The following is a 24,249-nucleotide window of genomic DNA, read 5'->3' as shown; positions in this document are numbered from 1 at the left end:
ATAATTCCTACCTTCTATATAAGTTCTTTTATATTATCCTTTCCCTTAAAGCGACTTTTAATGAGTAAATACTGTTCCATTTCATACACAAGTTGAACAAGTTTCGCACGTATCTCAAATTCTTCGCGTGTAGCTGGCAATGGCATGTCTCTAAATAATTCCCTCATTTCTTGAAGCTGCCTTAAGGAAATAACTCCAGTACTCTCAGGGCTAATAGCATTACCAATGTTTTCAACAACATCTGCAATCATGTCAGCTTGTTCATACGTCCACGATAAAGAAGCTGCTAGTGGTATCATTCTCTCTAAAATTTCGAATTGTTGCATACGCATATTAAAATAACGATAGTAATAATCATCTTCTCGCATAAATGCATTCTCAAGTTTTTTAAACGATAAATCTCTTGCTTCATTTAACATATTCTCGGTTTCAATGAGTTCTGCTCCACTCCAACTACTTTCTCGATTTCGTAAATACACAACCATTTCAAACAAAATCGTTTTAAAACTACTCTCTATTTTATCCTGATACTCTTTTAGCTTATTTTCACTACTCGGCATATACATATTTACTAATAATGCCACGCTAATCCCTATCGTCAATATAGCAATTTCATTTCCAACTATAAGCCATGTAATTTGCTTCAATGAATATAGATGCATAACAATAACTGAACTCGTGACAATACCTTCTTGAATTTTAAGCATTACTGCAGTCGGAATAAATGTAAGTAACAATATGCTAATTGCAAGTGGTGTATAGCCGATCGTTTCAAAAATACAAAACGCGAATACCATTGATAATACACACGCTAGAAAACGATGTAACGACACTTGAAGCGATTTGCGCTTCGTATTTTGTACACATAAAATAACTAAAATACCTGCTGAACTATAAAATTCTAATCCTAATAACTGAGCAATAAAAACTGCCGCGCCTGTCCCAATTGCTGTTTTTACTGTACGGTATCCAATTTTGAACATATCATTGCTCCTATATGTATAAACGTATTTACAGCTAGTATAAAAAAAGGATGACACAATGTCATCCTTTTCTACTTATTATTCACATAACCTTTTCATATTACAATATTTTTTGTAAAAATTGTTGCGCACGTTCACTTTTCGGCGCTGCAAAAAATTCTTCTGGCGCACTATCTTCTACAAGCTTTCCTCCGTCCAAGAAAAGAACACGATCTGCCACTTCTTTTGCAAAGCCCATTTCATGTGTAACGATAGCCATCGTCATTCCAGTCGTAACTAACGATTTCATAACTTCTAACACTTCTTTCACCATCTCTGGATCTAGCGCCGATGTCGGTTCATCAAATAACATAACTTCCGGTTCCATAGCTAACGCTCTTGCAATTGCTACACGTTGCTTTTGTCCTCCCGAAAGACGATTCGGATACGTATCTTTTTTATCTACTAATCCAACCTTTTCTAAAAGTTTCTCAGCTTTCTTTTCAGCTTCTTGCTTCGTTACCCCTTTTACATTGATAGGAGCATACGTAATATTTTCTAATACAGTCATATGAGGAAATAAGTGAAAATGCTGAAAGACCATACCGACATTTTCACGAACATGCATAACATTCGTTTTCGGATTCGTTACTTCTTCCGTTCCAATCCAAATGTGACCATTCGTCGGTGCTTCTAACATATTCATACAACGTAAAAATGTTGATTTCCCTGATCCAGAAGGCCCTATAATTGCAACTACTTCCCCTTTTTCAATCGTTGTTGTGATTCCTTTTAATACTTCGTTTTTACCAAATGATTTATGAAGGTTTTCAATTTTAATCACTTTTCTTCATTCTCCCTTCAATTGCCTTCCCGACTAATGTAAGAATAATGACTAACATATAATAAATCAGTCCAACAAAAAGTAATGGTTCAAGATATTTAAACGTTTCACCGCCTACGATGTAAGCACGGCGCATTAAATCAGTCGCGCCTATTACTGTTACTACAGCTGATTCTTTCGTAAGTGTCGCAAATTCGTTCACAAGCGCTGGTAATATATTTTTTAATGCTTGAGGGAAAATAATATTTCTCATCATTTTTCCGTACGGTATCCCTAAAGCCATTGCTGCTTCTGTTTGTCCTTTATCAACTGCTTGAATACCAGCACGAATCACTTCTGACATGTATGCACCTGAATTTAAGCTAAATGCAAGTACAGCTGCTAAGAATGCTGGTATTTCATAACCAATTATTTGCGGGACGCCGAAATAAATAATCATTAATTGCAATACAAGTGGTGTACCACGAAAAATTGATGTATAAAAATCTGCTGCTATATTTAACGCTCGTATTCTAGCAATTTTACAAAGTGCTAATAATGTTCCTAAAATAAATCCTGCTAAAGCTGATACTGCTACAATTTTCAAAGTAACTTCTAAACCTTTTAGTATATACGGTATCGAAGGCGTAATCGCCGAGAAATCTAAATTCATACTGCTCATTCCCCTCACAGAAAAGTGAAAGGCAGCTTATTTTTCGCTGCCAAACCATTTCTTCACTAATTTATCCATTTCTCCATTTTCTTGCATTTTTTTAATTACTTTATTAAATTCAGCTGTTTTATCACTGTTTTTCGGAAGGGCAATTGCTGCTCCAACTTCTTCTGGTGCTTCTTTAATTTCAATTCCTTGTAAATCTTTCATTTTCTCTAAATAATTTTTAGCAACTGTGTCTTCTATAATTGCAGCGTCAAAACGACCAGCTTTAATTTCTTGTACGATTTCTGGTATACGGTCACGTCCCTCAACTTTGAAATCTACTTGTTTTTTAAATTCTGCTGCTTTCTCTTCTTGAATAGATCCTGTTTGTACCCCTACTTTTTTCCCTTTTAAATCCTCTACAGATTTAATGTTAGAATCCTTTTTAGAAACGACCATATTTTTCGCAACAAAATAAATATCTGTAAAATCAACATTATTTTTACGCTCTGCAGTTGGCGTCATGCCTGCCATTACGAAATCAACTTTTCCTGAACTAAGAGATGCTAATAAACCACCAAAATCCATATCTTTCACTTTCACTTCATACCCAAGTTCTTTTCCGATATATTTAGCAACATCAACATCAAAACCAATAATTTCATCACTTTTTGAAGCTTCCACGTATTCATATGGTTTATAATCTGCTGAAGTCCCCATTACGAGTACTTTCTTATTTCCTTTTGTTTCTTTCGATTCTCCATTACTACAAGCGCTGAATATACTTACAATTAAAATAAGTGCAAACGATATTGATAATAACTTCTTCATCTTTCTTCCCCCTAATAATGTATATTTAAAAGTTTAATAGAATATTTATTCGATGTTTGTATTGTATCAGCACTTTCATTTTTATGCAATATATAAAATAAAAATAAATAAAATTACAATACAATCGCTGTTTGTTATGTATAAAACAATGCATAAAACAACACAACTATGCATATCTCAGAAATTGAAATAATAAATAAAAAAAGGCGGTACATCCACTTGATTGTGGACGTACCGCCTTTTTTCTTATTTTTTATAGTTCTTCACAATTCTCTTCGAAATACGATTGTAGTTTCGCAATAACTTGCATCGGTTCATGCCCTTCAATTTCATGACGCTCTACCATCGTTACAATTTTTCCATCTTTTAATAAAGCAAATGATGGAGAAGAAGGTGGGTACCCTTCGAAATATTCACGCGCTCTTGCTGTCGCTTCTTTATCTTGACCTGCAAACACCGTTACAAGGTGGTTAGGACGTTTATCATAATGTACGGAATGCGCAGCAGCAGGACGAGCAATACCACCTGCACAACCACATACAGAGTTTACCATTACAAGTGTTGTTCCATTTCTTTTAAACGCTTCTTCTACCGCTTCCGGCGTCGTCAATTCTGTATATCCAGCAGAGACAATCTCTTCACGCGCTTGGCGAACAACATCATTCATAAAAAAGTTAAAATTAATCACTCTTTTCCCTCCTCTAAAACTACCTATTTGTATCTTACCAGTTAATGTTTATGAAATACAAGTAAGTTTACTTGTATTTAAGTATAGAAAAGGTGTTAGAGCACTTGCTCTAACACCTTTTCTTTAATGACCACGATGTTTTTGCTTTGCTTTTTGTACTTTACTTAAACGTCTTCTTTCTTTTTCAGCTTCTCGCTTCTCTTTAGACTGCACTTTCTTTTCTTGTTTATGCAATTCATAAGATAAACTAATCGCCTCTTGCGCCTTAGTAAAACGTTTAACATTTGTTTCTTTTGCTACTTGTCGTATGATACGCTTTATGTTTTTAGGACGCTGTTTTTCTTTAACTTCTACACCACATTTTGCAAAATGCTGAAAGTGCTCTAAAAGTGAACCATTCACAAACATAAGCACTTCTTCATCTGAAGGTTCCGCTCCAAAAATATACCTCGCTCCATACAATTCCCCTTGTTCTTTGCATGTAATAATTCCAACAAAAAATTGACCATCATGATATACTGTCAACTCCATTGACAGCCCCTCCTTTAAAAAATTAGAAATACGGGACATCCCGGAGGGGAAGGTTACTGACATGAAATCATGCGTCTGGACTACCAACCAGAGCTGTGTTTTTGTATTTCTTTCACTATTATTATATCTTTTTTTCCATAATCTTCATATATTCAGCAATCATTTTTTTATGCGATCCTACAATATAGTCAGGTAGTTCTGTTACTGAAAAGAATTTAAGCTGAACTGCTTCTTCTTTATTCATAACAAACTCCCCTTCGTATTCATCCGTATAATAGGCGGTTGTTACAGATTGAAATTCATCACCGTTTGCTAATTTTGTAAAGTAGTTCGCTCCAGAAAATACATTGATTAGTCGCAAGTTCTTCACTCTTATTCCTGTCTCTTCATATACTTCACGATAAGCTGTTTCTTCTGGTGATTCACTAAGCTCCATTAGCCCGCCAGGTAGCCCCCATTTTCCGTACGGCTCTGTCCGCTGCTGCAATAAAACATAACCATTTTCATTTATAACGAGTACAACAGCACCAACTAAAATTAAAGGGCGATGACCAACTATTTTTCGTAATTCTTCTACATATCCCACCGTATCGCCTCCTTTTTCGTTGTCCACACTATTGTATCATATGTACGAAACGACAAAATGCGTATATTTTTCATTTTTTTAACAAAATATTTATTTTATGTGATTCATCTACTGTAGCTAACATAATGGATTCAATTTCCGCACTCTTCTCTAAAAACTCTTTTGCCCACTCTTCTGTTTTTCCTATTAAAGCGAGAACGTCCTGCTGAATCCTTCCATCTTTCACTAAAATAAAAGAAACTGGAGACCTTCTCCCCGCCACTTTTAGATCACGCCGAGAAGCTGCTTCATATTCTGGATACTGAAATATAGAAACAACGCCACTCGCTTCCCATAATGCTAATTTAACCGTTTGAATATCGCTCACATTTCGCATGCGAAGTTCCGAAAATAAATATTCCGCCGTAATTCTCGCCTTTTTCAAATTGCTAAAATCAATGGAACCATTGTGTATAAGAATAATAGGTGCTGGCTCTAAAAAACGTCTCCATCTATCCCATTTCAACATTAAAATAGAGCTTACAATATGAAGTACAACTAGTATAAAAGTTGTAATCATTGAACCAAGTAATCCAACTTTTTCATCAGATAGTGCATTAGAAATATTCCCACCAAGCAATAATACTAATACAACATCTAAAAAGCGCAGCTGCGCGATAGACCTTTGCCCCATTGCTTTCGCAACTAATATTAAAAATATGTACGCTATTATAGCTCGAATAATCCATTCACCAATCGAAAGATGCCTTGCTCCTTCAAAAATATGCATATGCATCACTTTGCACTCCTTACATCCCAAACTGCTAGTCTGTTTTAGTTTGCAACGTTTATGAGCATATATGTAAAAAAGCTGGTTCGTTTAAAAACGAACCAGCTTTTTTTACTTAACTGAAAACATATATTTTTTATACGTTTTCCGTACCGATAGTATGAGCCCCATCATAATCATATTCGAGAATAAGGAACTTCCCCCATACGATAAGAAAGGTAATGCAATACCTTTTACAGGCATTAATCCAACGATCATACCAATGTTTTGGAATATTTGAACCGTTAATATACCGATTGATCCAGCGCATAATAATGTACCAAATATATTATCAGCGGAATAACCAATAATAATTGTTCGGTATAGTAGTAATAGGAACAAGAACACAACTAACGCCGCGACTATAAATCCACCTTCTTCGGCAATTGTAGCGAAAATAAAGTCAGTATGTTTCTCTGGGATATAGACGCTTCCTCCCCCAAACCCTTTACCTTCCATTCCTCCACTACCTACAGCTAAAATCGATTGCTGCGTTTGATAACCTTGATCTGCATTTTCAAATGGATTTAACCAACCTACAATACGCGACTGTTGGTGAGGTTTTAGTAAAGTAACTAAATTATTATAGAAAAAATCTTGATACTTAAAGAAAATAAATATTAAAGCAGATAGTATGGTCAACGGAATAACTGTACATAATGCTATCAATTTCTTTTGAATACCTGACATAAATAAAATACATGCAATAGCAGCAGCATATAAGAACACCATACCTGTATCCGGTTGACTATATACAACCGCCATAGGTGGCAGTGACACTAGCATAATTTTACCTACTAGCTTTAAATCTGTTTGGAATGTCCTTGCCATATACTGTGCATTATGTTTCACTGCTATACTCGCTACTACAAGTAGCAATGCAATTTTGAAAAACTCAGACGGCTGAATTTGTCCAAATACTGGGAAAACAAACCATCTTTTTGCACCTAATTTTTCAGGTGTAAAACCTGATGGTGGTAATACTTTCAAAAGAATAAGTGAAGCAAACCCGGCAATATAAAGCGGCCAAGATAATTTTTGTAACTGATCTAAATCAATGCTTGCAACAAGAAGTAACAATACAACCCCAATTATGTAGTTAACACCTTGTTTCATAGCAAAGTTTGCAGCTCCATACTGTCCCGTTTGCTGACTGCTATATATAGCAGCTATACTCGTCACACATAGTGCACACAAAATTAAAATTAATTTTACATCTAAACTTTTTAGAAACTCGGTACTTCTTTTCATGACATCCTCCTGAAACATTGTTACGGCAAAAATAAAAAACCAGGAGTCAACATTCTTCATGTTTTGACGACTGATTACACATTATCTATAAAACACTTATATAGAATAACTCTCTTTTTCATACAATACAATATATTATACTACAGTTTCATCAGTAAGATTTGCCAAAAAAATTATTCTTTTCTTATTTTATATCCATATACCATATATCAGCAATGTATTTTCGTAAATTCCTAATACATAATCGTTTATTGTAAGATTACTGGGAAAGGTATTTATACATATAGTAGGATGTAGATGAAGAAATAAGATGATAAAAAGCTCGCATAAGCGAGCTTTTTATTAATATACAGATGTATTATTTTCTGACATGTTTTCCAAAATTTCTTTAACACGTCCTAAGAACTTACCACAAATTAAACCATCAAGTACGCGGTGATCAAGTGATAAACATAAGTTAACCATGTCACGAGCACCGAACATACCGTTATCCATAATTACTGGGCGTTTTACAATTGATTCAACTTGTAAAATAGCCGCTTGTGGGTAATTAATAATACCCATAGATTGAACAGAACCGAATGATCCTGTGTTATTAATTGTAAATGTTCCACCTTGCATTTCGTCTGCTTTTAACGATTTCGTGCGTACTTTTCCTGCAAGTTCTGTAATTTCACGAGCGATACCTTTAATTGTTTTCTCGTCCGCTTGCTTAATTACTGGTACAAATAGTTCTTCCTCTGTTGCAACAGCGATAGAAAGGTTAATATCTTTCTTCTGAACAATTTTATCGCCAGCCCACATTGAATTAATTTGAGGATACTCTTTTAACGCTTGTGCCACTGCTTTTACGAAGAAAGCAAAGAACGTTAAGTTAAAGCCTTCACGCTTCTTAAAGTCACCTTTAATTGAGTTACGGTATGACACAAGGTTTGTCACATCTACTTCAATCATCATCCAAGCATGTGGTGCTTCATGTTTACTACGTAACATGTTTGCTGCGATTGCTTTACGCACACCTGTGACTGGAATTTCGATATCTCCAGGCATTGTAGGTACAGAAACTGGTTTCGCAGCTTCTACTTTTTGCGCTACTGGTGCTGCTTTTGGTGCTTCTGGGCGAGCTTCTACTACCGCCGCTACAGCTTCCTCTTTTTTCGCACCTGCTTGCGGAATATTTCCAGATTCCACTAGCTTTAAAATATCTTTACGAGTGATACGGCCATTTGCTCCCGTACCTTCTACTAAATCTAAATCAACGTTATGCTCACCCGCAAGTTTTAACACAGCTGGTGAAAAACGTGACTTTCCATCAGTTGGTTGTTTTACTTTCGGTGCTTTTTCAGGCGTAATTGCTGCTGCCTTTGGTTCTTCTTTCGTTTTTTCCTCAACAGCTGTTGCTGCTACTTCGTCTGCGCCTTCTACTTGAATCACACAAACTACTTCACCTACAGCTAACGTATCACCTTCACCAGCTATTAACTCTTTCACAATACCAGTGAAAGAAGATGGTACTTCAGCATTTACTTTATCAGTCATTACTTCTGCAAGCGGATCATACTTGTTTACGTGATCGCCAACATTAACGAGCCATTTACTAATTGTGCCCTCTGTAACGCTCTCCCCGAGCTGAGGCATTGTAATATTTTCTACAGCCATGTATAGTCCCCCCGATTAAAATTCCGCAAGTTCACGCATTGCTTTTTCAACTTTATCTGGATTTACCATAAAGAATTTTTCCATTGTTGGTGCATATGGCATTGCTGGAACGTCTGGACCTGCAAGACGTGCGATTGGCGCATCTAGATCAAATAGACAGTTTTCAGCAATAATTGCTGCCACTTCACTCATAATGCTTCCTTCTTTATTGTCTTCTGTTACAAGAAGAACTTTACCTGTTTTAGAAGCCGCTTCAATGATTGCTTCTTTATCTAATGGATATACAGTACGTAAATCAAGAATGTGTGCAGAGATGCCATCTTGTGCTAACTTTTCAGCTGCTTGAAGAGCAAAATGAACACATAATCCGTACGTGATAACTGTAATATCATCACCTTCACGTTTTACATCTGCTTTTCCGATTGGTAATACGTAGTCATCCTCTGGCACTTCACCTTTAATTAAACGATATGCACGTTTATGTTCGAAGAATAATACTGGATCTTCATCACGAATGGCTGCTTTTAATAAGCCTTTTGCATCATATGGTGTAGAAGGGATAACGATTTTTAAACCTGGTTGGTTTGCAAACATCGCTTCTACAGATTGTGAATGATACAATGCACCGTGAACACCCCCACCAAATGGTGCACGGATTGTAACTGGACAAGTCCAATCATTATTAGAACGATAACGAATTTTTGCTGCCTCAGAAACAATTTGGTTTACTGCTGGCATGATGAAATCAGCAAACTGCATTTCAGCGATTGGACGCATACCATACATTGCTGCACCAATTGCTACCCCAGCAATTGCAGATTCTGCAAGCGGTGCATCAAGCGCACGATCTTCACCAAATTGATCATACAAACCGTGTGTCGCTTTAAATACGCCACCTTTTTTACCAACATCTTCTCCTAAAACGAATACTTTTTCATCGCGTTCCATTTCTTCGCGCATTGCTAATGTAATAGCATCAATATAAGACATTACAGCCATGAAACGTTCCCCCCTATTCTGCGTATACGTGCTTCAATGCATCTTCAGGTGCTGCATACGGAGCATTTTCTGCATATTCTGTTGCTTCATTTACGATATGCATAATTTCGTCTAACATTTGTTTTTCCGATTCCTCAGTTAACACACCAGCTTCTTTTAAATAAGCCGCGAATGTTATAATTGAATCTTTTTTCTTTGCTTCTTCTACTTCTTCTTTATCACGATAAACACGATCATCATCGTCACTAGAATGTGCTGTTAAACGATATGATACTGTTTCAATTAAAGTTGGGCCTTCACCACGACGACCGCGATCTGCTGCTTCTTTTACAGCTTTATATACTGCAAGCGGATCGTTTCCGTCTATTGTATATCCAGGCATACCATAACCAATTGCACGATCTGATACGTTTTTACATGCTAATTGTTTTTCAACCGGAATAGAGATTGCATATTTGTTATTTTCACACATAAAAATAACAGGTAGTTTGTGTACACCAGCAAAGTTTGCCCCTTCATGGAAGTCACCTTGGTTTGAAGAACCTTCTCCAAATGTAACGAACGTTACTAAATCTTTCTTCTCCATTTTTCCAGCTAGTGCAATACCAACTGCATGTGGTACTTGCGTTGTTACTGGAGATGAACCTGTAACAATACGATTTTTCTTTTGACCGAAGTGACCAGGCATTTGACGACCACCAGAGTTTGGATCTCCAGCTTTTGCGAAAGCAGACAACATAAGCTCTTTAGCTGTCATACCAAATGCTAGTACAACACCCATATCACGGTAGTATGGTAATGCATAATCTTTCTCTCTATCAAGAGCGAACGCCGCTCCAACTTGTGCAGCCTCTTGTCCTTGACAAGAAATTACGAATGGAATTTTTCCAGCACGGTTTAATAACCACATACGTTCGTCGATTTTACGTGCAAGTAACATCGTACGGAACATTTCTAATACTTGCTCATCACTTAAGCCAAGCTCTTCATGGCGCTTTTCTTTTACTTCTGCCATTTTTCATAACCTCCTAAATCCACATTTTTATGCGTGTAACGCTCTTCCATCTACAGCAAGTGCTGCTTCACCAATCGCCTCAGATAATGATGGATGCGGATGAATTGTATGTGCTACTTCCCAAGGTGTTGCATCAAGTACTCTTGCAAGACCAGCTTCAGAAATCATATCTGTTACATGTGGTCCAATCATATGAACACCAAGAATGTCATTTGTCTCTTCATCAACTACAAGTTTTACGAAACCATCTGATTCTCCGTATACAAGTGCTTTTCCGATTGCGCGGAATGAGAACTTACCTACTTTTAACTTATAGCCTTTTTCTTTCGCTTCTTGTTCTGTTAAACCGACAGAAGCAACTTCTGGACTGCTATATACGCATTTTGATACCATAGAGTAATCAATTGGTGTAACTTCTTTCCCTGCAATATGTTCTACTGCAGCAATCCCTTCATGAGAAGCAACGTGAGCAAGTTGCAAACCACCGATTACATCTCCAATTGCGTAAATATGCGATTCTTTCGTTTGATAAAACTCATTTGTTTGAATGTATCCTTTTTCCACAACGATATCTGTGTTCTCTAAGCCAATATTTTGTGTATTCGCTTGTCTTCCTACAGATACAAGCATTTTTTCAGCTTTAAATTCTTTATTCTCACCGTTATGTTCAGCTTGGATTGTTACTCCATTATCTTTTACCAATGTTTCTGGTAATACTTTTGCACCAGTTACCACTTTAATACCTTTTTTCTTGAATAGACGTTGCATTTCTTTTGAAACGTCCTGATCTTCTAGTGGTAATATCGTTTTCGCATACTCTAATACTGTAACTTCTACACCGAAGTCAGCAAGCATAGATGCCCACTCAATACCGATTACACCGCCACCAACGATAATAATCGAACTAGGAAGCGTTTCCATTTTTAGGGCATGATCTGAAGACATTACGTATTCTCCATCTAATTCTAAACCCGGTAATGAATTTGGACGAGAACCTGTTGCAACAAGTACATTTTTTGGAATTAACATTTCATTCTCTTCTCCACTTGCAAGTTCAACCGAAATTGTCCCTGGCATAGGAGAGAAAATAGACGGGCCAAGAATACGGCCAATACCTTCAAACACATCAATTTTACCTTGTTTCATTAAATGTTGAACGCCTTTATGAAGCTGCGTTACAATCTTCTCTTTACGTTCTTGTACTTTCGCAAAGTTTAGTTCTACATTGCTTGCGATAACTCCGAACTCCTCGCTTTTTTTAGCAGTTGCATATACTTCCGCACTACGTAAAAGAGCTTTACTAGGAATACATCCTTTGTGTAAACAAGTACCACCAAGATTTTCTTTTTCGACTAGTGCTGTTTTTAACCCTAATTGTGATGCACGAATTGCAGCAACATATCCACCAGTACCGCCGCCAACGATGACTAAATCATATTCTTTTGCCATTATCTCAACCCCTAGCTACCGTTTCTTTTTCACGTACAACGTATTCTTTTGGAGCTTCTTCTTCACGTAATACACGAAGTGCTCCTTCTGCTAACGCTTCTAACTCATCTTCGCCTGGATGTACGATAACATCTGCAATCCAGTCCACTCGCTCTTTAATTTCATCGACAAGAATTTTACTGTATGCCAGTCCACCAGTTAATACGATTGCATCGATTTTCCCGTGAAGTACAGCGCTAGCTCCGCCAATCTCTTTTGCAACTTGATATGCCATTGCTTTATAAATAAGAGTTGCTTCAGGATCACCTTTTTCAACCATTTGCTCTACTTTAATCGCATCATTTGTACCGATTAAACTTACAAGTCCACCTTGTCCGACAAGTTTTTTAATCATTTCATCACGGTAATACTCACCAGAGAAACACATTTCTACTAGTTGCCCTACTGGTACTGTACCAGCGCGCTCTGGACTAAATGGTCCTTCTCCGTTTAAACCGTTATTCACATCGATTACTCTTCCTTTTTTATGAGCACCAACTGTAATACCGCCACCCATATGTGTAACTAATAAATTTAAATCCTCGTATTTGTGATTTAACTGTTCAGCTACTTTACGAGCAACTGCTTTTTGATTTAATGCATGGAAGATACTTTTGCGTTCCATACCAGCAATGCCACTTATACGAGCAACCGGCTCCATCTCATCTACAACGACAGGATCTACAATGAATGCAGGAATGTTTAATCCAGAAGCAATTTCATATGCCAAAATGCCTCCAAGGTTTGAAGCGTGATGACCGCTAAAGCCATTTTTTAAATCTTCTAACATCGCATCATTTACTGTATACGTACCGCCTTCGATTGGACGAAGTAATCCACCACGTCCACAAACAGCGTTTAATTTTGAAATGTTAATACCATGAGAATGTAGAACTTCTAAAATCGTTTCTTTTCGAAACTCATATTGGTCGATAATTCGCTTATATTTTCCAATCTGTTCTACGTCATGACGAATCGTTTCTTCTAGAACGGGTCTTTCATTATCAAAAACACCAATTTTTGTGGATGTACTACCTGGGTTAATAACAAGAATTCGATTTACAGACAATGTTGCTACCTCCACTAATAAATTCAAAAGGAAGTGGAAACCTCATAAGAGGTAACCACACCTTTTGTAAAAGTTATATATGAATGATTAGCGACGGCTAATAATATCGTGACCGTTGCGTAAGTAAGTGCTACGAGAATTTTTCAAGCTTGCAATGCGCTCTTCAGCTAGACGATCTGCCGCTACATAAGTTGCTATGCCATCGCGTTTTGAAATTTCGATTACTTTTGCAATCGTGTCATAAATAGACTCAACACGTTTTAGTGCACGTTCTCTATTGTATCCATATAATTCGTCTGCTACGTTAATTACGCCACCTGCATTAATTACATAATCTGGTGCGTATACAATACCCATTTCATGAATGATGTCACCGTGACGATCTTCTTTTAATTGGTTATTTGCAGAACCTGCGATTACTTTTGCTTTAAGTTGTGGAATAGTTTCATCATTAACTGTTGCGCCTAATGCACATGGTGCGTAAATATCGCATTCAACACCGTAAATTTCATTTGGTTCAACTGCTGATGCACCGAATTCTTCTACAGCACGTTGCACAGCTTCTTTATTAATATCTGTAACGATTAATTTTGCTCCTTCAGCGTGTAAATGTTTGCATAGGTGATATGCTACGTTACCAACGCCTTGAACAGCAATTACTTTTCCTTCTAAATTGTCAGTACCGAAAGCTTCTTTTGCAGCTGCTTTCATACCACGGTAAACACCGTATGCAGTTACTGGAGATGGGTTACCAGAAGAACCGAATGATGGTGAGATACCTGTTACAAAGTCAGTTTCTTCGTGGATAATATCCATATCATCTACTGTTGTACCAACATCTTCAGCTGTAATGTATCGTCCGTTTAGTCCTTGGATATAACGTCCTAGTGCACGGAACATTGCTTCGCTCTTATCTTTACGAGGATCACCGATAATTACTGTTTTCGCACCACCTAAGTTTAAACCAGCTGCTGCGTTTTTGTATGTCATCCCTTTTGCAAGACGCAATGCATCTTCAATCGCCGCTTCTTCAGAATCATATGTCCACATTCTTGTTCCACCAAGAGCCGGTCCAAGTGTTGTATCATGAATTGCAATAATTGCTTTTAAACCAGATTCTTTATCTTGACAAAATACTACTTGCTCATAATCATATTTTTCTAAGTATTCGAAGATTTCTAATGTCATTGTCGTTTCCCCCTAATGTTTTACCCTTTTTGGTTTATTTTGAAGCAGTCGCAACTGCCAATGCTAATGAATATACTTTTGTTTCTGCTGAATCAGCACGAGATGTTAAAACAATCGGTGCTTTTGCGCCAGCAATCATTGCTCCTACTTTTGCATCCGCAAAGTATACGAGTGATTTATATAGCACATTTCCAGCTTCAATCGTTGGGACGAGTAAAATGTCTGCCTTACCTGCTACATCACTTACTATGCCTTTATGCTCTGCTGCAATTTGTGATACTGCATTATCTAAAGCAAGTGGTCCATCAACGATACAATCTTTAATTTGTCCGCGGCGATTCATTTGTGTTAACATCGCTGCATCAATTGTCGCCTGCATCGCTGGATTCACAACTTCTACTGCTGCAATTGGTGCCACTTTTGGCAAGTCGATTCCTATTGCCCGGGCAACTTCTACAGTATTTTGTATAATAGCAGCTTTTTGTGTTACATCAGGTGCGATGTTCATCGCTGCATCTGTAACGAAAATAAGACGATCATAATTTGGAACTTCAAATGCTGCTACATGTGAAAGTACGCTACCTTTACGTAGGCCCCACTCTTTGTTTAACACAGCCTTCAAAATATTCGCTGTTGGGATGTTACCCTTCATAAGCACGTCTGCCTCACCATTTCTCACAGCTTTAACAGAAAGTTCTGCAGCCTCTGCATTAGACATTGCTGCAATCACTTCAACATGTTCTGAAGTTTGTAAACCATGTTCTTGTAGCATCCCCATTATTTTTTCTTGATTTCCATATAGACGAAATTGAGCTAGCTGTAATTTAATTGCTTTCGCTACAGCTTCAATTACTTCATGATCTTCAGCTACTGCTACAGCTACAGTTTTTTTAGGCTGTCCCGCTGCTTGATCAATTAAGTATTCTAACTTCATATTTTGTAATCAACCCTTTCCGTCGTCCCTCGTCTATTTATAAAGCAAATACCGTGCCAACTTTCAAAAGTGGTCTTACCAATAATGAAAACGCATTCAAAATGCAGTAAAATCAATACTTTGGAAAATAACAAAAGATTCTGTCTTATTTTGTCACTTTTTGTATACCATGCAATAAATTGCACGGTACGCAATTTATTGCATGCTACTTTTTGCATGGTCATACTTTTCTAGCTTATAATATAAATTTCGAACGGAAATTCCTAACGCTTTTGCAGTTTGTGTTTTATTCCCATCAAATCTCTCCAAATATTCATGAATAATATTCCCTTCAAACTCTGTTACTAAATGTTCAAGTGGCTTTTCTTCTAATTCAGGTAATAAATGAGATTGCTTTGACTCCACCTGCTCTTCATTATGTAATGGCGGTAAATGTTGTACATCAATATAGATCTCGTTATAATTCATAAAAATAATCGCTCGTCCTAAAATATTTTCAAGTTCTCTCACATTTCCTGGCCATTCGTATGATTGTAAATATAAAATAGCTGAATCAGTGAGCCCTTCTACATTACGACCATAATCTTGATTAATTTTTTGAATCAACCTGTCCGCAATTTTCGGTATATCTCCTTTACGTTGACGAAGAGATGGAATTTGAATTGGAATTTTATTTAATCGATAATATAAATCCTCCCTAAACTTCCCTTCTAGAATAGCCTTTTCTAAATTCACATGTGTCGCTGCAATTACTCGAACATTAATGGGTATCGCTTTCGTTCCACCAACTTTTACAATTTCTTTTTCCTGCAATACACGAAGGAGTTTCGCTTGTGTATTTGCAGATAACTCCCCTATTTCATCTAAAAAAATACTACCGTTATTCGCTTCCTCAAAGAACCCACGTTTCCCGCCTCTTTTCGCTCCAGAAAACGCCCCTTCCTCATAACCAAATAATTCACTTTCTAACAACGTCTCCGAAATGGCCGCACAGTTTACACGGACGAACTTATTATATTTTCGATTACTTCCATTATGGATTGCATGTGCAAACAATTCTTTACCAGTACCAGATTCACCGCGTAACAGTACTGTTGCTGGTGTATTCGCTCCTAGCTTCGCCTGTTCGATAGCTGCCGTTGTTTCATCTGAATTTCCGACAATATCATCAAATGAATATTTTGCTTCTAATGTGCGAATAATTTGCCTTGCTCTATTCAATTCATTTGTTAACTTTTGAATTTCCGACACGTCACGGATAACACCGACGCTTCCCTTCAATATTCCATCCACAATAACTGGTGCTACGTTTACAATTACATCGCGCTTTTTTTGTCCAATCTTCATATGTATTCCGCGCACTGCACGACGCGTTCGAAGTACTTTCATATGCATACTTTCGCCTTCTACAATATCAGTTGTAGCAGGCTTCCCAATAATATCTTCTTCTGTTAAACCCGTTAATTTCGTATATGCCGGGTTAATGACTAAACCTCTTCCTTTTTCATCCACAACCGAAATCGCTTCTTCAGATGAGTTAATAATTGCCTCTAATAGTGTTTGAATTTCTTTTAAGTCTGTAACTTCTTCCGCTAAATCTACAACTTCTGTTATATCTTTAAAAATTGCAAATGCCCCTTGTACCTCTCCGCCTTCTTTTAATATTGGAATACGTGTTGTAATAATTTTCTTTCCATTCTCTAATGTTAGTTCATAATTTACTTCTATTTGTTTCGTACGTATAATGCGAAGTAATTTACTAGTCGGAATGACTTCTAAAATATATTTTCCTATCGCCTCTTCTTTTTTATATCCGATAATACGCTCTGCACTTTTATTAAAAAGACGAACTTGTCCCTCTCGATCAATTACGATCATGCCGTCATGTGTAGAATTTAAAATTAATTCTCCCTGTTGCGTTTGTTCCTCTAACCGCCCAATTAATCCTTCCTTCTCATGCGCTAATCCTGTAACAATTTTTGCAATATCACCTGGTATAAGAAGAGTGTCTTTTTTCTTTTTTTCCAATAAAACTTTATGTAAATCATCTTCACCCGTCATATCAAATATTACATCGATATGCATAGAAAGAAATGGGGTTACACTTTCTCCAATTGCAATCCCATATTCCTTAGCAATTTGTAATCCTTTTGCCACCGGATTTATATCAATAATCCCTATAATTTGAAATATATTCGAACTTTGTAACAGATTCAGCAGTGCGCTCCCGCCTTCACCTGCACCAACAATTAATACTTTTTGTTTCATATATTACACTTCCTCTCGAAGTAGCTCTGCAAATTTTTTCACACCTTTATCTTACTCGTTCAGCAACCTCTTGACAAACCACCTTTCCATATAACATCATTAAAATATACGAAATAATCTGAAAAGGAGCGTTATGTATGCAGCGTTACGTTGCTCTACTATTAGCACTCATCCCTATTTCATTAGCTGTGTTTGGTATAAAGTTAATGAGAGATACTGTATTCGGGATTCTATTTCCACCAATCTCTATACTGTGGTTACAATTTTTAATCGGCGCTCTCTGCTTCGGGCTCGGGTTTTATATCTTTGGTGGCTTCGTCGTACACCGAGATCGCAAACGAAATAAAGTACAAGCTCGCTTCAGAAGATAGGAAGGCCCCACTATTTATAAATAAAAAAATGAGACCGTTACACGCGGTCTCATTTTTTTATCGGCAATAACATTCTTGCCGTTTCAGGGTAATCAGTAATAATCGCCGATATATTCATATCAAAATATTTACGCATAAGCGTTTCTTCATTAATTGTATAAGGGCGAACCTCTACACCACTTTCCATCGTTAGTTCAGCAATAGCATCTTGAAGATAACGATAATTCGGATGTACTGCTGTAGCTCCCATTTTTTTCGCGTATGCCCACGGACTATGCAAACCTTCGCGATATAAAATAGCTGTTTGAATATCAGGAGCCATCATATGGCACCGTTTCATACTGTAGTGATTAAACGAAGAAAATACAACGCGATCCTCTAAACTAAATTTCCGTACAAGCGTTATTACTTCTTCCTCTAAACCTCTGTATGGAATTTTATTATTTTTAAGTTCAATATTAAGTAGCAAACTCGTTCGTTCAAGCCATTCTAATACCTCTTCTAAAAGTGGTATTTTGCAAAAACCTACTTTATCACTAAATTTATAACTTGCATCTAACTTACATAAATCCTCATATACATAATTCCGAACCGCACCTTTTCCATTTGTTGTCCGGTCCACCGTTTCATCATGAATGACGACAACTTTTCCATCTTTCGTTAATTGAACATCAAGTTCAATTCCATCCGCTCTAGAAGACTCAGCCGCTTCAAACGAAATCATTGTATTTTCTGGGTACGTTCCAGCCGCACCACGATGTGCAAATATAAGAGTCATCCTCACTCCCCCAATCTTATGCTATACTATACGAAAAAGGAGGTACTTCTATGAGACCATTACAAATTTCTCCAGATACTGCAGTCCGCTTATCAAAAGCACTAGGTGTTCCACTTGAACAACTCATGCATATGCCGCAGCACATTTTAATTCAAAAGCTAGTTGAATTAGAAAAACAAAATAAAGACGAAGAATAATACAGTCCTGTTTTGCAGGGCTTTTTATTTCCCTCCATTATACCATGGATACTTTCCCTACTAAAATTCTTTAATAGATGTACTTCGGTGCAATTTAGCCGTTCCTTCATCATTTAATAATGAATCATACCTTTTCTTTTTTGTTACAAGTCATAAAGAAAGCAGACTATTTATTTATAAGTCCCATTGCATCCTTAAAACACGATAATACAAAACTAGAAAGCCTTTATATTATTTTTTATTGAACGTGCGGAGCATCCCCTGATTCGTATAGTTCTTTCGCCTTTTCCTCCCCGAATGTAGTTAAAATATAATGTTGCTCTTCTAACGCATCCATTGCTCTAGTTGCTTTACAAACGCTATCTTCTTGAGCATCCGAGAAATAATTGTGATCTTCTACAATTTTACTAAAATCTTTTTTCACCCATCTATCAGCAATTGCTAATAGCTCATTTTTCTTCGCAAAGCTACTCTTATTTATGATTTCTTTTAACTTTTTAGCATTATTTTGAACCATTGGGATAGAGCCCGATTTTCGTTCTGCCACCACTTTTTGATGAGTCATGTGATGCATTGCTGTAATGACTTCGCTTTCAGTAGAATTTTCAGTAACATACACATCAACAAAGACTCCATCTACCTCTCTACCTACTATCGTTTGGTCTTCTTTTTTGTCTATTTGAGCACTCACCTCTTTATCTGCTGGATTATCGGCAAGTTCTAACATTCCAAATGTAACTGCTACAGCAAGAACTCCCATAGCCGCTACTATTCCTAACCAAGTTAAAATTTTATTTTTCATTCCCCTTCTCCCTATCTATACCTATTTAATTACCTTATAAAAAACTCACTTATATGTAATATTACTAAAAATAGGTTTTATTTTCCATGGTATGAAATAATCTCTTTTTCTCAACAAAATAAAAAGACCAACGAATCATAAAATTCATTGGTCATTGAGTGAAAAGTTTATTGGTTTTAAAATTGATATTAAGTATAGATTTCAAGAATTTGTCGGCTTAGCTAAAGAGTAAACCCTTACTATCTTTACTCTCAGCTAGCTTTATGTTCAAGTCTCAGCTTATCCGCAACCATTGCGATGAACTCAGAGTTCGTAGGTTTTGCTTTTGACATGGATACTGTATAACCGAATAAGGACGAAATAGAATCAATATTCCCACGGCTCCAAGCTACTTCAATCGCGTGACGAATTGCGCGCTCCACACGGCTTGCTGTGGTATTATATTTCTTTGCGATATCTGGATACAATACTTTCGTAATCGATCCTAATAATTCGATATCGTTGTATACCATGGAGATTGCTTCTCGTAAATACATATATCCTTTAATATGAGCGGGTACACCAATTTCATGAATGATACTCGTAATACTCGCATCTAAGTTTTTCGGTTTTCCATCTACTGTTGTTGCTGATCGGAATGATGGTAGTGGACGTTTAATCATAGCGTTTGCTTTACCACTCACTTGACGAATATGACTCGTTAAATTCTCCATATCAAATGGTTTTAATATGAAATATGAGGCACCTAAGTCAACTGCTTTTTTCGTCACATCTTCTTGCCCGAATGCTGTCAACATAATTACGCTAGGCTGTCTTAACCTTTCAATATGTCGCATTTTTTCCAATACAGCTAACCCATCTAAATGTGGCATAATAATGTCTAAAACGAGTACATCAGGTTGCTTATCTGTTAATAAGTTTAAACACTCTTGACCATTATAAGCAATACCGATTACTTCCATATCATCTTGAGCGGCTACATAGCTCTCTAACATTGATACTAGTTCTTTATTATCATCCACAAGACATACTTTAATTTTCTCCACAGCTTTTCCTCCCTTACCGAATCGATTCTCCGACATGTGTATCCTTCTAGGCTACATGAATTGTTCGACAATTGTGTGAAAATTCCCTTTTAAAGTTTCTTACTTTCCGATAAAATCACAAAAAAATATGTTTATCGTTCATTTATTCCCTTTCGCAACACATTCCATCATAGAAATACAACGAAACGTTCAACCCTTTTCTTTTATTTTACAACAAAAAACACCTCTTGCGGAGCTTTTACAAAATTTCAACGAATTTTTCAACAGAAAAAACGAGCTAATATGTATTAGCTCGCTTTTTTCTCTTGATCATAAATATTAATTCCAGCTTGATGTAACATCCATTCAATATGAACACCATATCCTGATGTTGGATCATTTACAAATACATGTGTAACAGCACCAATCACTTTTCCATTTTGTACAATTGGACTTCCACTCATTCCTTGTACGATACCGCCCGTTTTCGCTAATAGGCGCTTATCTGTTACTTTTATGACCATACCCTTTGTGGCTGGAAATTTTTGCTGCACTGTACTAACAACTTCAATATCAAACGCTTCTACTTTATCTTGATCAATAACTGTTAATATTTTTGCCGGCCCTTCTTTTACTTGATGAGATAATGCGATAGGCATTGCTTTATCCATTATACCGTTTTTCATATTTGTATTTAATTTTCCAAAAATACCATATGGACTATTAATTGTAATATTGCCAATCACTTCACGATCTGGTGAGAATCTTGCTAATTTCTCCCCTGGATTCCCATGACTACCTCTTTCAATTGATGTAACTGTCGAGCGCATAATTTGTCCATCTTCGACTTGAATCGGCTTTTTTGTATCATTATCAGAAATAACATGACCAAGCGCCCCGTATTTCATAGAATCCGGATGAACAAATGTCATTGTTCCAATTCCAGCTGCCGAATCACGAATATACAAGCCAATTCGATAAGACGACTCACCGTTGTCTTTTTGTGGCGTTAGTTTCGTGCGAATATATTTTCCATCTCTTAACAATACAAGATTAAGCGGTTCACCTGTTTCTCCACTATTATGAATAAACGGTGCTACATCACTCATTCTTTCAATTGTTTTACCATTAATTTCAGTAATCATATCTCCAATTTGTACACCTGCTGTTTCACCAGGAGATATTTTACCTTTTTCAGTTTGAATTAAATGATGGCCTACAACAAGTACACCTTTTGTATTTAATTTCACACCAATTGATTGTCCACCTGGAATCACCTTAAAATCTTTTAACACTTTCACATTTACTTTTTTCACTGGAAAACCAGCAAGCTGAAATACCATATCAGCTTCACCATTTTGATGAGAATTTACCATAAGTCCTTGTTTTTGTTCATTCGAACTCACTGTAAACACATGACGATTTGTGGATGAAGCTTTGAAAACTGGTAATGATGATATTTCTGATTGTTGTCCCTCAAAAACAACAAGTTGTTTCGGTGATGAAATAAACGTTCGAAGCGGTTTAAAACATCCAATAAAAACTAAAGAAACAAGGAGACAAAGACCTATTATTTTTCGAAATTTTTCTAATTTCAACTTGTTCACTCTCCTCGCTCCTACCCCACATTCAGCCTTTTGGCTTCACTTTTTAATCTCTCCTTGCAGTGCTTTATTTATAACCGGAAGAATTAAGAAATCGTCATTTGAGAAAAAAAGCTATCCATTACTGGATAGCCTCTGCTGTCTGTTTAAAATGATGCGCTTGCGTAAGTAATTCTTTCGCATGCTCTGTCGTTAAATCTGTAATTTCCACACCAGAAATCATTCGAGCTATTTCTGTTACTTTATCCTCCATAGTTAAAACAGTAACTGATGTAATTGTCCGATCATTCGCTACTTGTTTTCGAATAAATAAATGCGAATCCGCCATTGAAGCTACTTGAGGTAAGTGCGTAATACAAAGTACTTGCGAGTTTACTGATACTCGATAAATTTTTTCCGCAATAGCCTGTGCGACCCGGCCACTTACACCCGTATCCACTTCATCAAAAATAACAGATGCAACCCCTTGATGCTTAGAAAAAATGCTTTTTAAAGCTAAAATGATACGAGATAACTCTCCGCCAGAAGCAACCTTTGAAAGTGGTTTTAACGGCTCTCCTGGGTTCGTTGAAATATAAAATTCCACATGATCGTAACCATCCGCCGTAAGTCTTACCGGTGCACCTTCCACAAGGGGCTCTTCTGCATTTCCTTCTCTCTTCATAATTCTCACTTCAAATTTCGTTTTTTCCATATATAATTCTTTTAATTCCTGATGAATTGCATTTGTAAGATGTTCTGCAAGCTCATGACGCATATTACTTAACAACGTTGCTTCTTTCAGAATAACACTTTCTAATTCCTTCAACTGTTTCTTCGTCGTTTCAATATGAACGTCTTTATTTTCAATCGTAAAAATTTCCTGTTCAATTTTATCAGCATACGCTAAAATCTCTTCTACAGTATTTCCATATTTTCTCTTCAGCATACGAATTTCATTCAAACGTGTTTCGATTTCATCTAAACGATTTGGATCATATTCCATCATATCGAGCTTTTCTCTCAGTTGATATGCAACCTCTTCTAACAAGTAATAGCTATTTGCAATTGAATCATGATTCTCTTGATACATTTCATCTAAATGTGTAATACTTTCCATTTGTCCCATTGCGCTTCTTACATTATCTAATCCTTGTCCGTCAGCACTTAACGAACGATATGCATCACCTAATGCTTTATAAATCTTTTCAAAATTAGAAATTTGCAATCGTTCCTCAGTTAATTCATTTTCTTCATCCATCTTTAAATCAGCTTTGCGAATTTCTTCATGCTGAAATTGAATTAAATCTAAGCGATGTGCCATTTGTTGTTCATTTTCACTTAACGATTTCAATTGTTTTTTTAATTTTTCATAGTCAGCGTATACATTTTGATATATGTCTAGTTGTTTAACGATTCGATCCCCATCAAAGTGATCAAGCATAAACAGATGTCGTTCTTCATTCATTAAATCTTGCGTTTCATGCTGTCCATGAATATCAACAAGTGTTTTCCCAATTTCTTTTAATATGCTAAGTGTAACAAGCTTCCCATTTACACGACATACACTCTTCCCGTTCGCAGCAATATCACGCTTCAAAATAATCATGCCATCTTCTATTTCTATATCTAACTCTTCTGCCTTTTCAATACATGGATGCTTCTCATCTTCAACATAAAACAGCCCTTCAATCTCAGCCTTTTCTGTTCCATATCGAACAAACTCTGCTGACCC

Annotated in this window: 24 protein-coding genes; 2 read left to right on the top strand and 22 right to left on the bottom strand. The window is 36.6% G+C overall.

Annotated features, from left to right (window positions below; translation table 11 throughout):
* Positions 1-14: 14 nt before the first annotated feature.
* The 17 genes from MR170_RS15470 to MR170_RS15390 all read right to left on the bottom strand — a co-directional run bounded on the left by MR170_RS15470 (position 15) and on the right by MR170_RS15390 (position 17,758).
* Complete coding sequence (locus tag MR170_RS15470) at positions 15-983, bottom strand: aromatic acid exporter family protein (RefSeq protein ID WP_242308605.1); 969 nt, start codon at positions 981-983, stop codon at positions 15-17.
* Between the two features lie 100 nt (positions 984-1,083).
* Positions 1,084-1,806: an amino acid ABC transporter ATP-binding protein gene (locus MR170_RS15465; protein WP_000590208.1), complete on the bottom strand. Its 723-nt coding sequence runs from the start codon at positions 1,804-1,806 to the stop codon at positions 1,084-1,086.
* The gene (locus MR170_RS15460) at positions 1,799-2,458 is read right to left on the bottom strand and encodes an amino acid ABC transporter permease (protein WP_001046915.1); all 660 of its coding nucleotides are present in this window, start codon (positions 2,456-2,458) and stop codon (positions 1,799-1,801) included. Before MR170_RS15460 ends, MR170_RS15465 begins: the two co-directional genes overlap by 8 nt.
* Positions 2,459-2,494: 36 nt before the next feature.
* A complete protein-coding gene (locus MR170_RS15455; protein ID WP_016080336.1) occupies positions 2,495-3,274 on the bottom strand; it encodes a transporter substrate-binding domain-containing protein in 780 nt (259 codons plus the stop codon).
* 253 nt (positions 3,275-3,527) lie between these two features.
* Complete coding sequence (locus MR170_RS15450) at positions 3,528-3,941, bottom strand: BrxA/BrxB family bacilliredoxin (protein ID WP_001979317.1); 414 nt, start codon at positions 3,939-3,941, stop codon at positions 3,528-3,530.
* A 144-nt stretch (positions 3,942-4,085) separates the two neighbouring features.
* A complete protein-coding gene (locus tag MR170_RS15445) occupies positions 4,086-4,493 on the bottom strand; it encodes a YjdF family protein (protein WP_242308604.1) in 408 nt (135 codons plus the stop codon).
* Positions 4,494-4,614: 121 nt separating this feature from the next.
* Positions 4,615-5,079: an NUDIX hydrolase gene (locus MR170_RS15440; protein WP_242308603.1), complete on the bottom strand. Its 465-nt coding sequence runs from the start codon at positions 5,077-5,079 to the stop codon at positions 4,615-4,617.
* 70 nt (positions 5,080-5,149) lie between these two features.
* Positions 5,150-5,854, bottom strand: coding sequence for a DUF421 domain-containing protein (locus MR170_RS15435; RefSeq protein ID WP_242308602.1), 705 nt, complete (start codon positions 5,852-5,854; stop codon positions 5,150-5,152).
* A gap of 105 nt (positions 5,855-5,959) precedes the next feature.
* Positions 5,960-7,138 (bottom strand): FtsW/RodA/SpoVE family cell cycle protein, encoded by a 1,179-nt coding sequence (locus tag MR170_RS15430; protein WP_016080332.1) that lies wholly within the window; start codon positions 7,136-7,138, stop codon positions 5,960-5,962.
* A gap of 342 nt (positions 7,139-7,480) precedes the next feature.
* A complete protein-coding gene (locus MR170_RS15425) occupies positions 7,481-8,797 on the bottom strand; it encodes a dihydrolipoamide acetyltransferase family protein (RefSeq protein WP_242308601.1) in 1,317 nt (438 codons plus the stop codon).
* A 15-nt stretch (positions 8,798-8,812) separates the two neighbouring features.
* Complete coding sequence (bfmBAB, locus tag MR170_RS15420; protein WP_000290071.1) at positions 8,813-9,796, bottom strand: 3-methyl-2-oxobutanoate dehydrogenase subunit beta; 984 nt, start codon at positions 9,794-9,796, stop codon at positions 8,813-8,815.
* Between the two features lie 13 nt (positions 9,797-9,809).
* Positions 9,810-10,811: a 3-methyl-2-oxobutanoate dehydrogenase subunit alpha gene (bfmBAA, locus tag MR170_RS15415; RefSeq protein WP_000852551.1), complete on the bottom strand. Its 1,002-nt coding sequence runs from the start codon at positions 10,809-10,811 to the stop codon at positions 9,810-9,812.
* A gap of 27 nt (positions 10,812-10,838) precedes the next feature.
* Entirely contained in the window at positions 10,839-12,260 is a 1,422-nt protein-coding gene (gene lpdA / locus MR170_RS15410) for a dihydrolipoyl dehydrogenase (RefSeq protein ID WP_001051295.1), read from the bottom strand.
* Between the two features lie 4 nt (positions 12,261-12,264).
* On the bottom strand, positions 12,265-13,368 hold the full coding sequence (gene buk / locus MR170_RS15405) for a butyrate kinase (protein ID WP_000115781.1): 1,104 nt from the start codon (positions 13,366-13,368) through the stop codon (positions 12,265-12,267).
* An 87-nt stretch (positions 13,369-13,455) separates the two neighbouring features.
* Complete coding sequence (locus tag MR170_RS15400; protein ID WP_000171355.1) at positions 13,456-14,556, bottom strand: leucine dehydrogenase; 1,101 nt, start codon at positions 14,554-14,556, stop codon at positions 13,456-13,458.
* 34 nt (positions 14,557-14,590) lie between these two features.
* A complete protein-coding gene (yqiS, locus tag MR170_RS15395; protein ID WP_000764675.1) occupies positions 14,591-15,490 on the bottom strand; it encodes a phosphate butyryltransferase in 900 nt (299 codons plus the stop codon).
* 195 nt (positions 15,491-15,685) lie between these two features.
* Positions 15,686-17,758 carry a sigma 54-interacting transcriptional regulator gene (locus MR170_RS15390; protein ID WP_242308600.1) on the bottom strand — a complete coding sequence of 691 codons (2,073 nt, stop codon included), beginning with the start codon at positions 17,756-17,758 and terminating at the stop codon, positions 15,686-15,688.
* 137 nt (positions 17,759-17,895) lie between these two features.
* Between MR170_RS15390 and MR170_RS15385 the strand changes: the two genes are divergently transcribed.
* Positions 17,896-18,129, top strand: coding sequence for a DUF2627 domain-containing protein (locus tag MR170_RS15385; protein ID WP_001190212.1), 234 nt, complete (start codon positions 17,896-17,898; stop codon positions 18,127-18,129).
* A 49-nt stretch (positions 18,130-18,178) separates the two neighbouring features.
* Here the strand turns inward: MR170_RS15385 and MR170_RS15380 are convergent, their stop codons facing one another.
* Positions 18,179-18,907, bottom strand: coding sequence for a glycerophosphodiester phosphodiesterase (locus MR170_RS15380; RefSeq protein WP_242308598.1), 729 nt, complete (start codon positions 18,905-18,907; stop codon positions 18,179-18,181).
* Positions 18,908-18,957: 50 nt separating this feature from the next.
* Here MR170_RS15380 and MR170_RS15375 point away from each other — a divergent pair, with 50 nt between their 5' ends.
* Entirely contained in the window at positions 18,958-19,104 is a 147-nt protein-coding gene (locus MR170_RS15375) for a YycC family protein (RefSeq protein WP_001247671.1), read from the top strand.
* Between the two features lie 238 nt (positions 19,105-19,342).
* Here MR170_RS15375 and MR170_RS15370 read toward each other — a convergent pair whose 3' ends face one another.
* The 4 genes from MR170_RS15370 to recN all read right to left on the bottom strand — a co-directional run.
* Positions 19,343-19,906: a PRK06770 family protein gene (locus tag MR170_RS15370; protein WP_016080328.1), complete on the bottom strand. Its 564-nt coding sequence runs from the start codon at positions 19,904-19,906 to the stop codon at positions 19,343-19,345.
* Between the two features lie 251 nt (positions 19,907-20,157).
* A complete protein-coding gene (gene spo0A / locus MR170_RS15365) occupies positions 20,158-20,952 on the bottom strand; it encodes a sporulation transcription factor Spo0A (RefSeq protein WP_042969082.1) in 795 nt (264 codons plus the stop codon).
* A gap of 287 nt (positions 20,953-21,239) precedes the next feature.
* Entirely contained in the window at positions 21,240-22,538 is a 1,299-nt protein-coding gene (spoIVB, locus tag MR170_RS15360; protein WP_002000940.1) for a SpoIVB peptidase, read from the bottom strand.
* A 118-nt stretch (positions 22,539-22,656) separates the two neighbouring features.
* Positions 22,657-24,249, bottom strand: a 1,593-nt coding sequence (recN, locus tag MR170_RS15355) for a DNA repair protein RecN (protein ID WP_242308596.1), incomplete at its 5' end; no start/stop codon positions are given.

The organism is Bacillus cereus group sp. BfR-BA-01524, assembly GCF_022662595.1.
In the GTDB taxonomy this organism is placed as follows: domain Bacteria; phylum Bacillota; class Bacilli; order Bacillales; family Bacillaceae_G; genus Bacillus_A; species Bacillus_A thuringiensis_S.
Note: the sequence above shows the minus strand (reverse complement) of the source record. Positions and strands in the feature narration are given on the sequence as shown.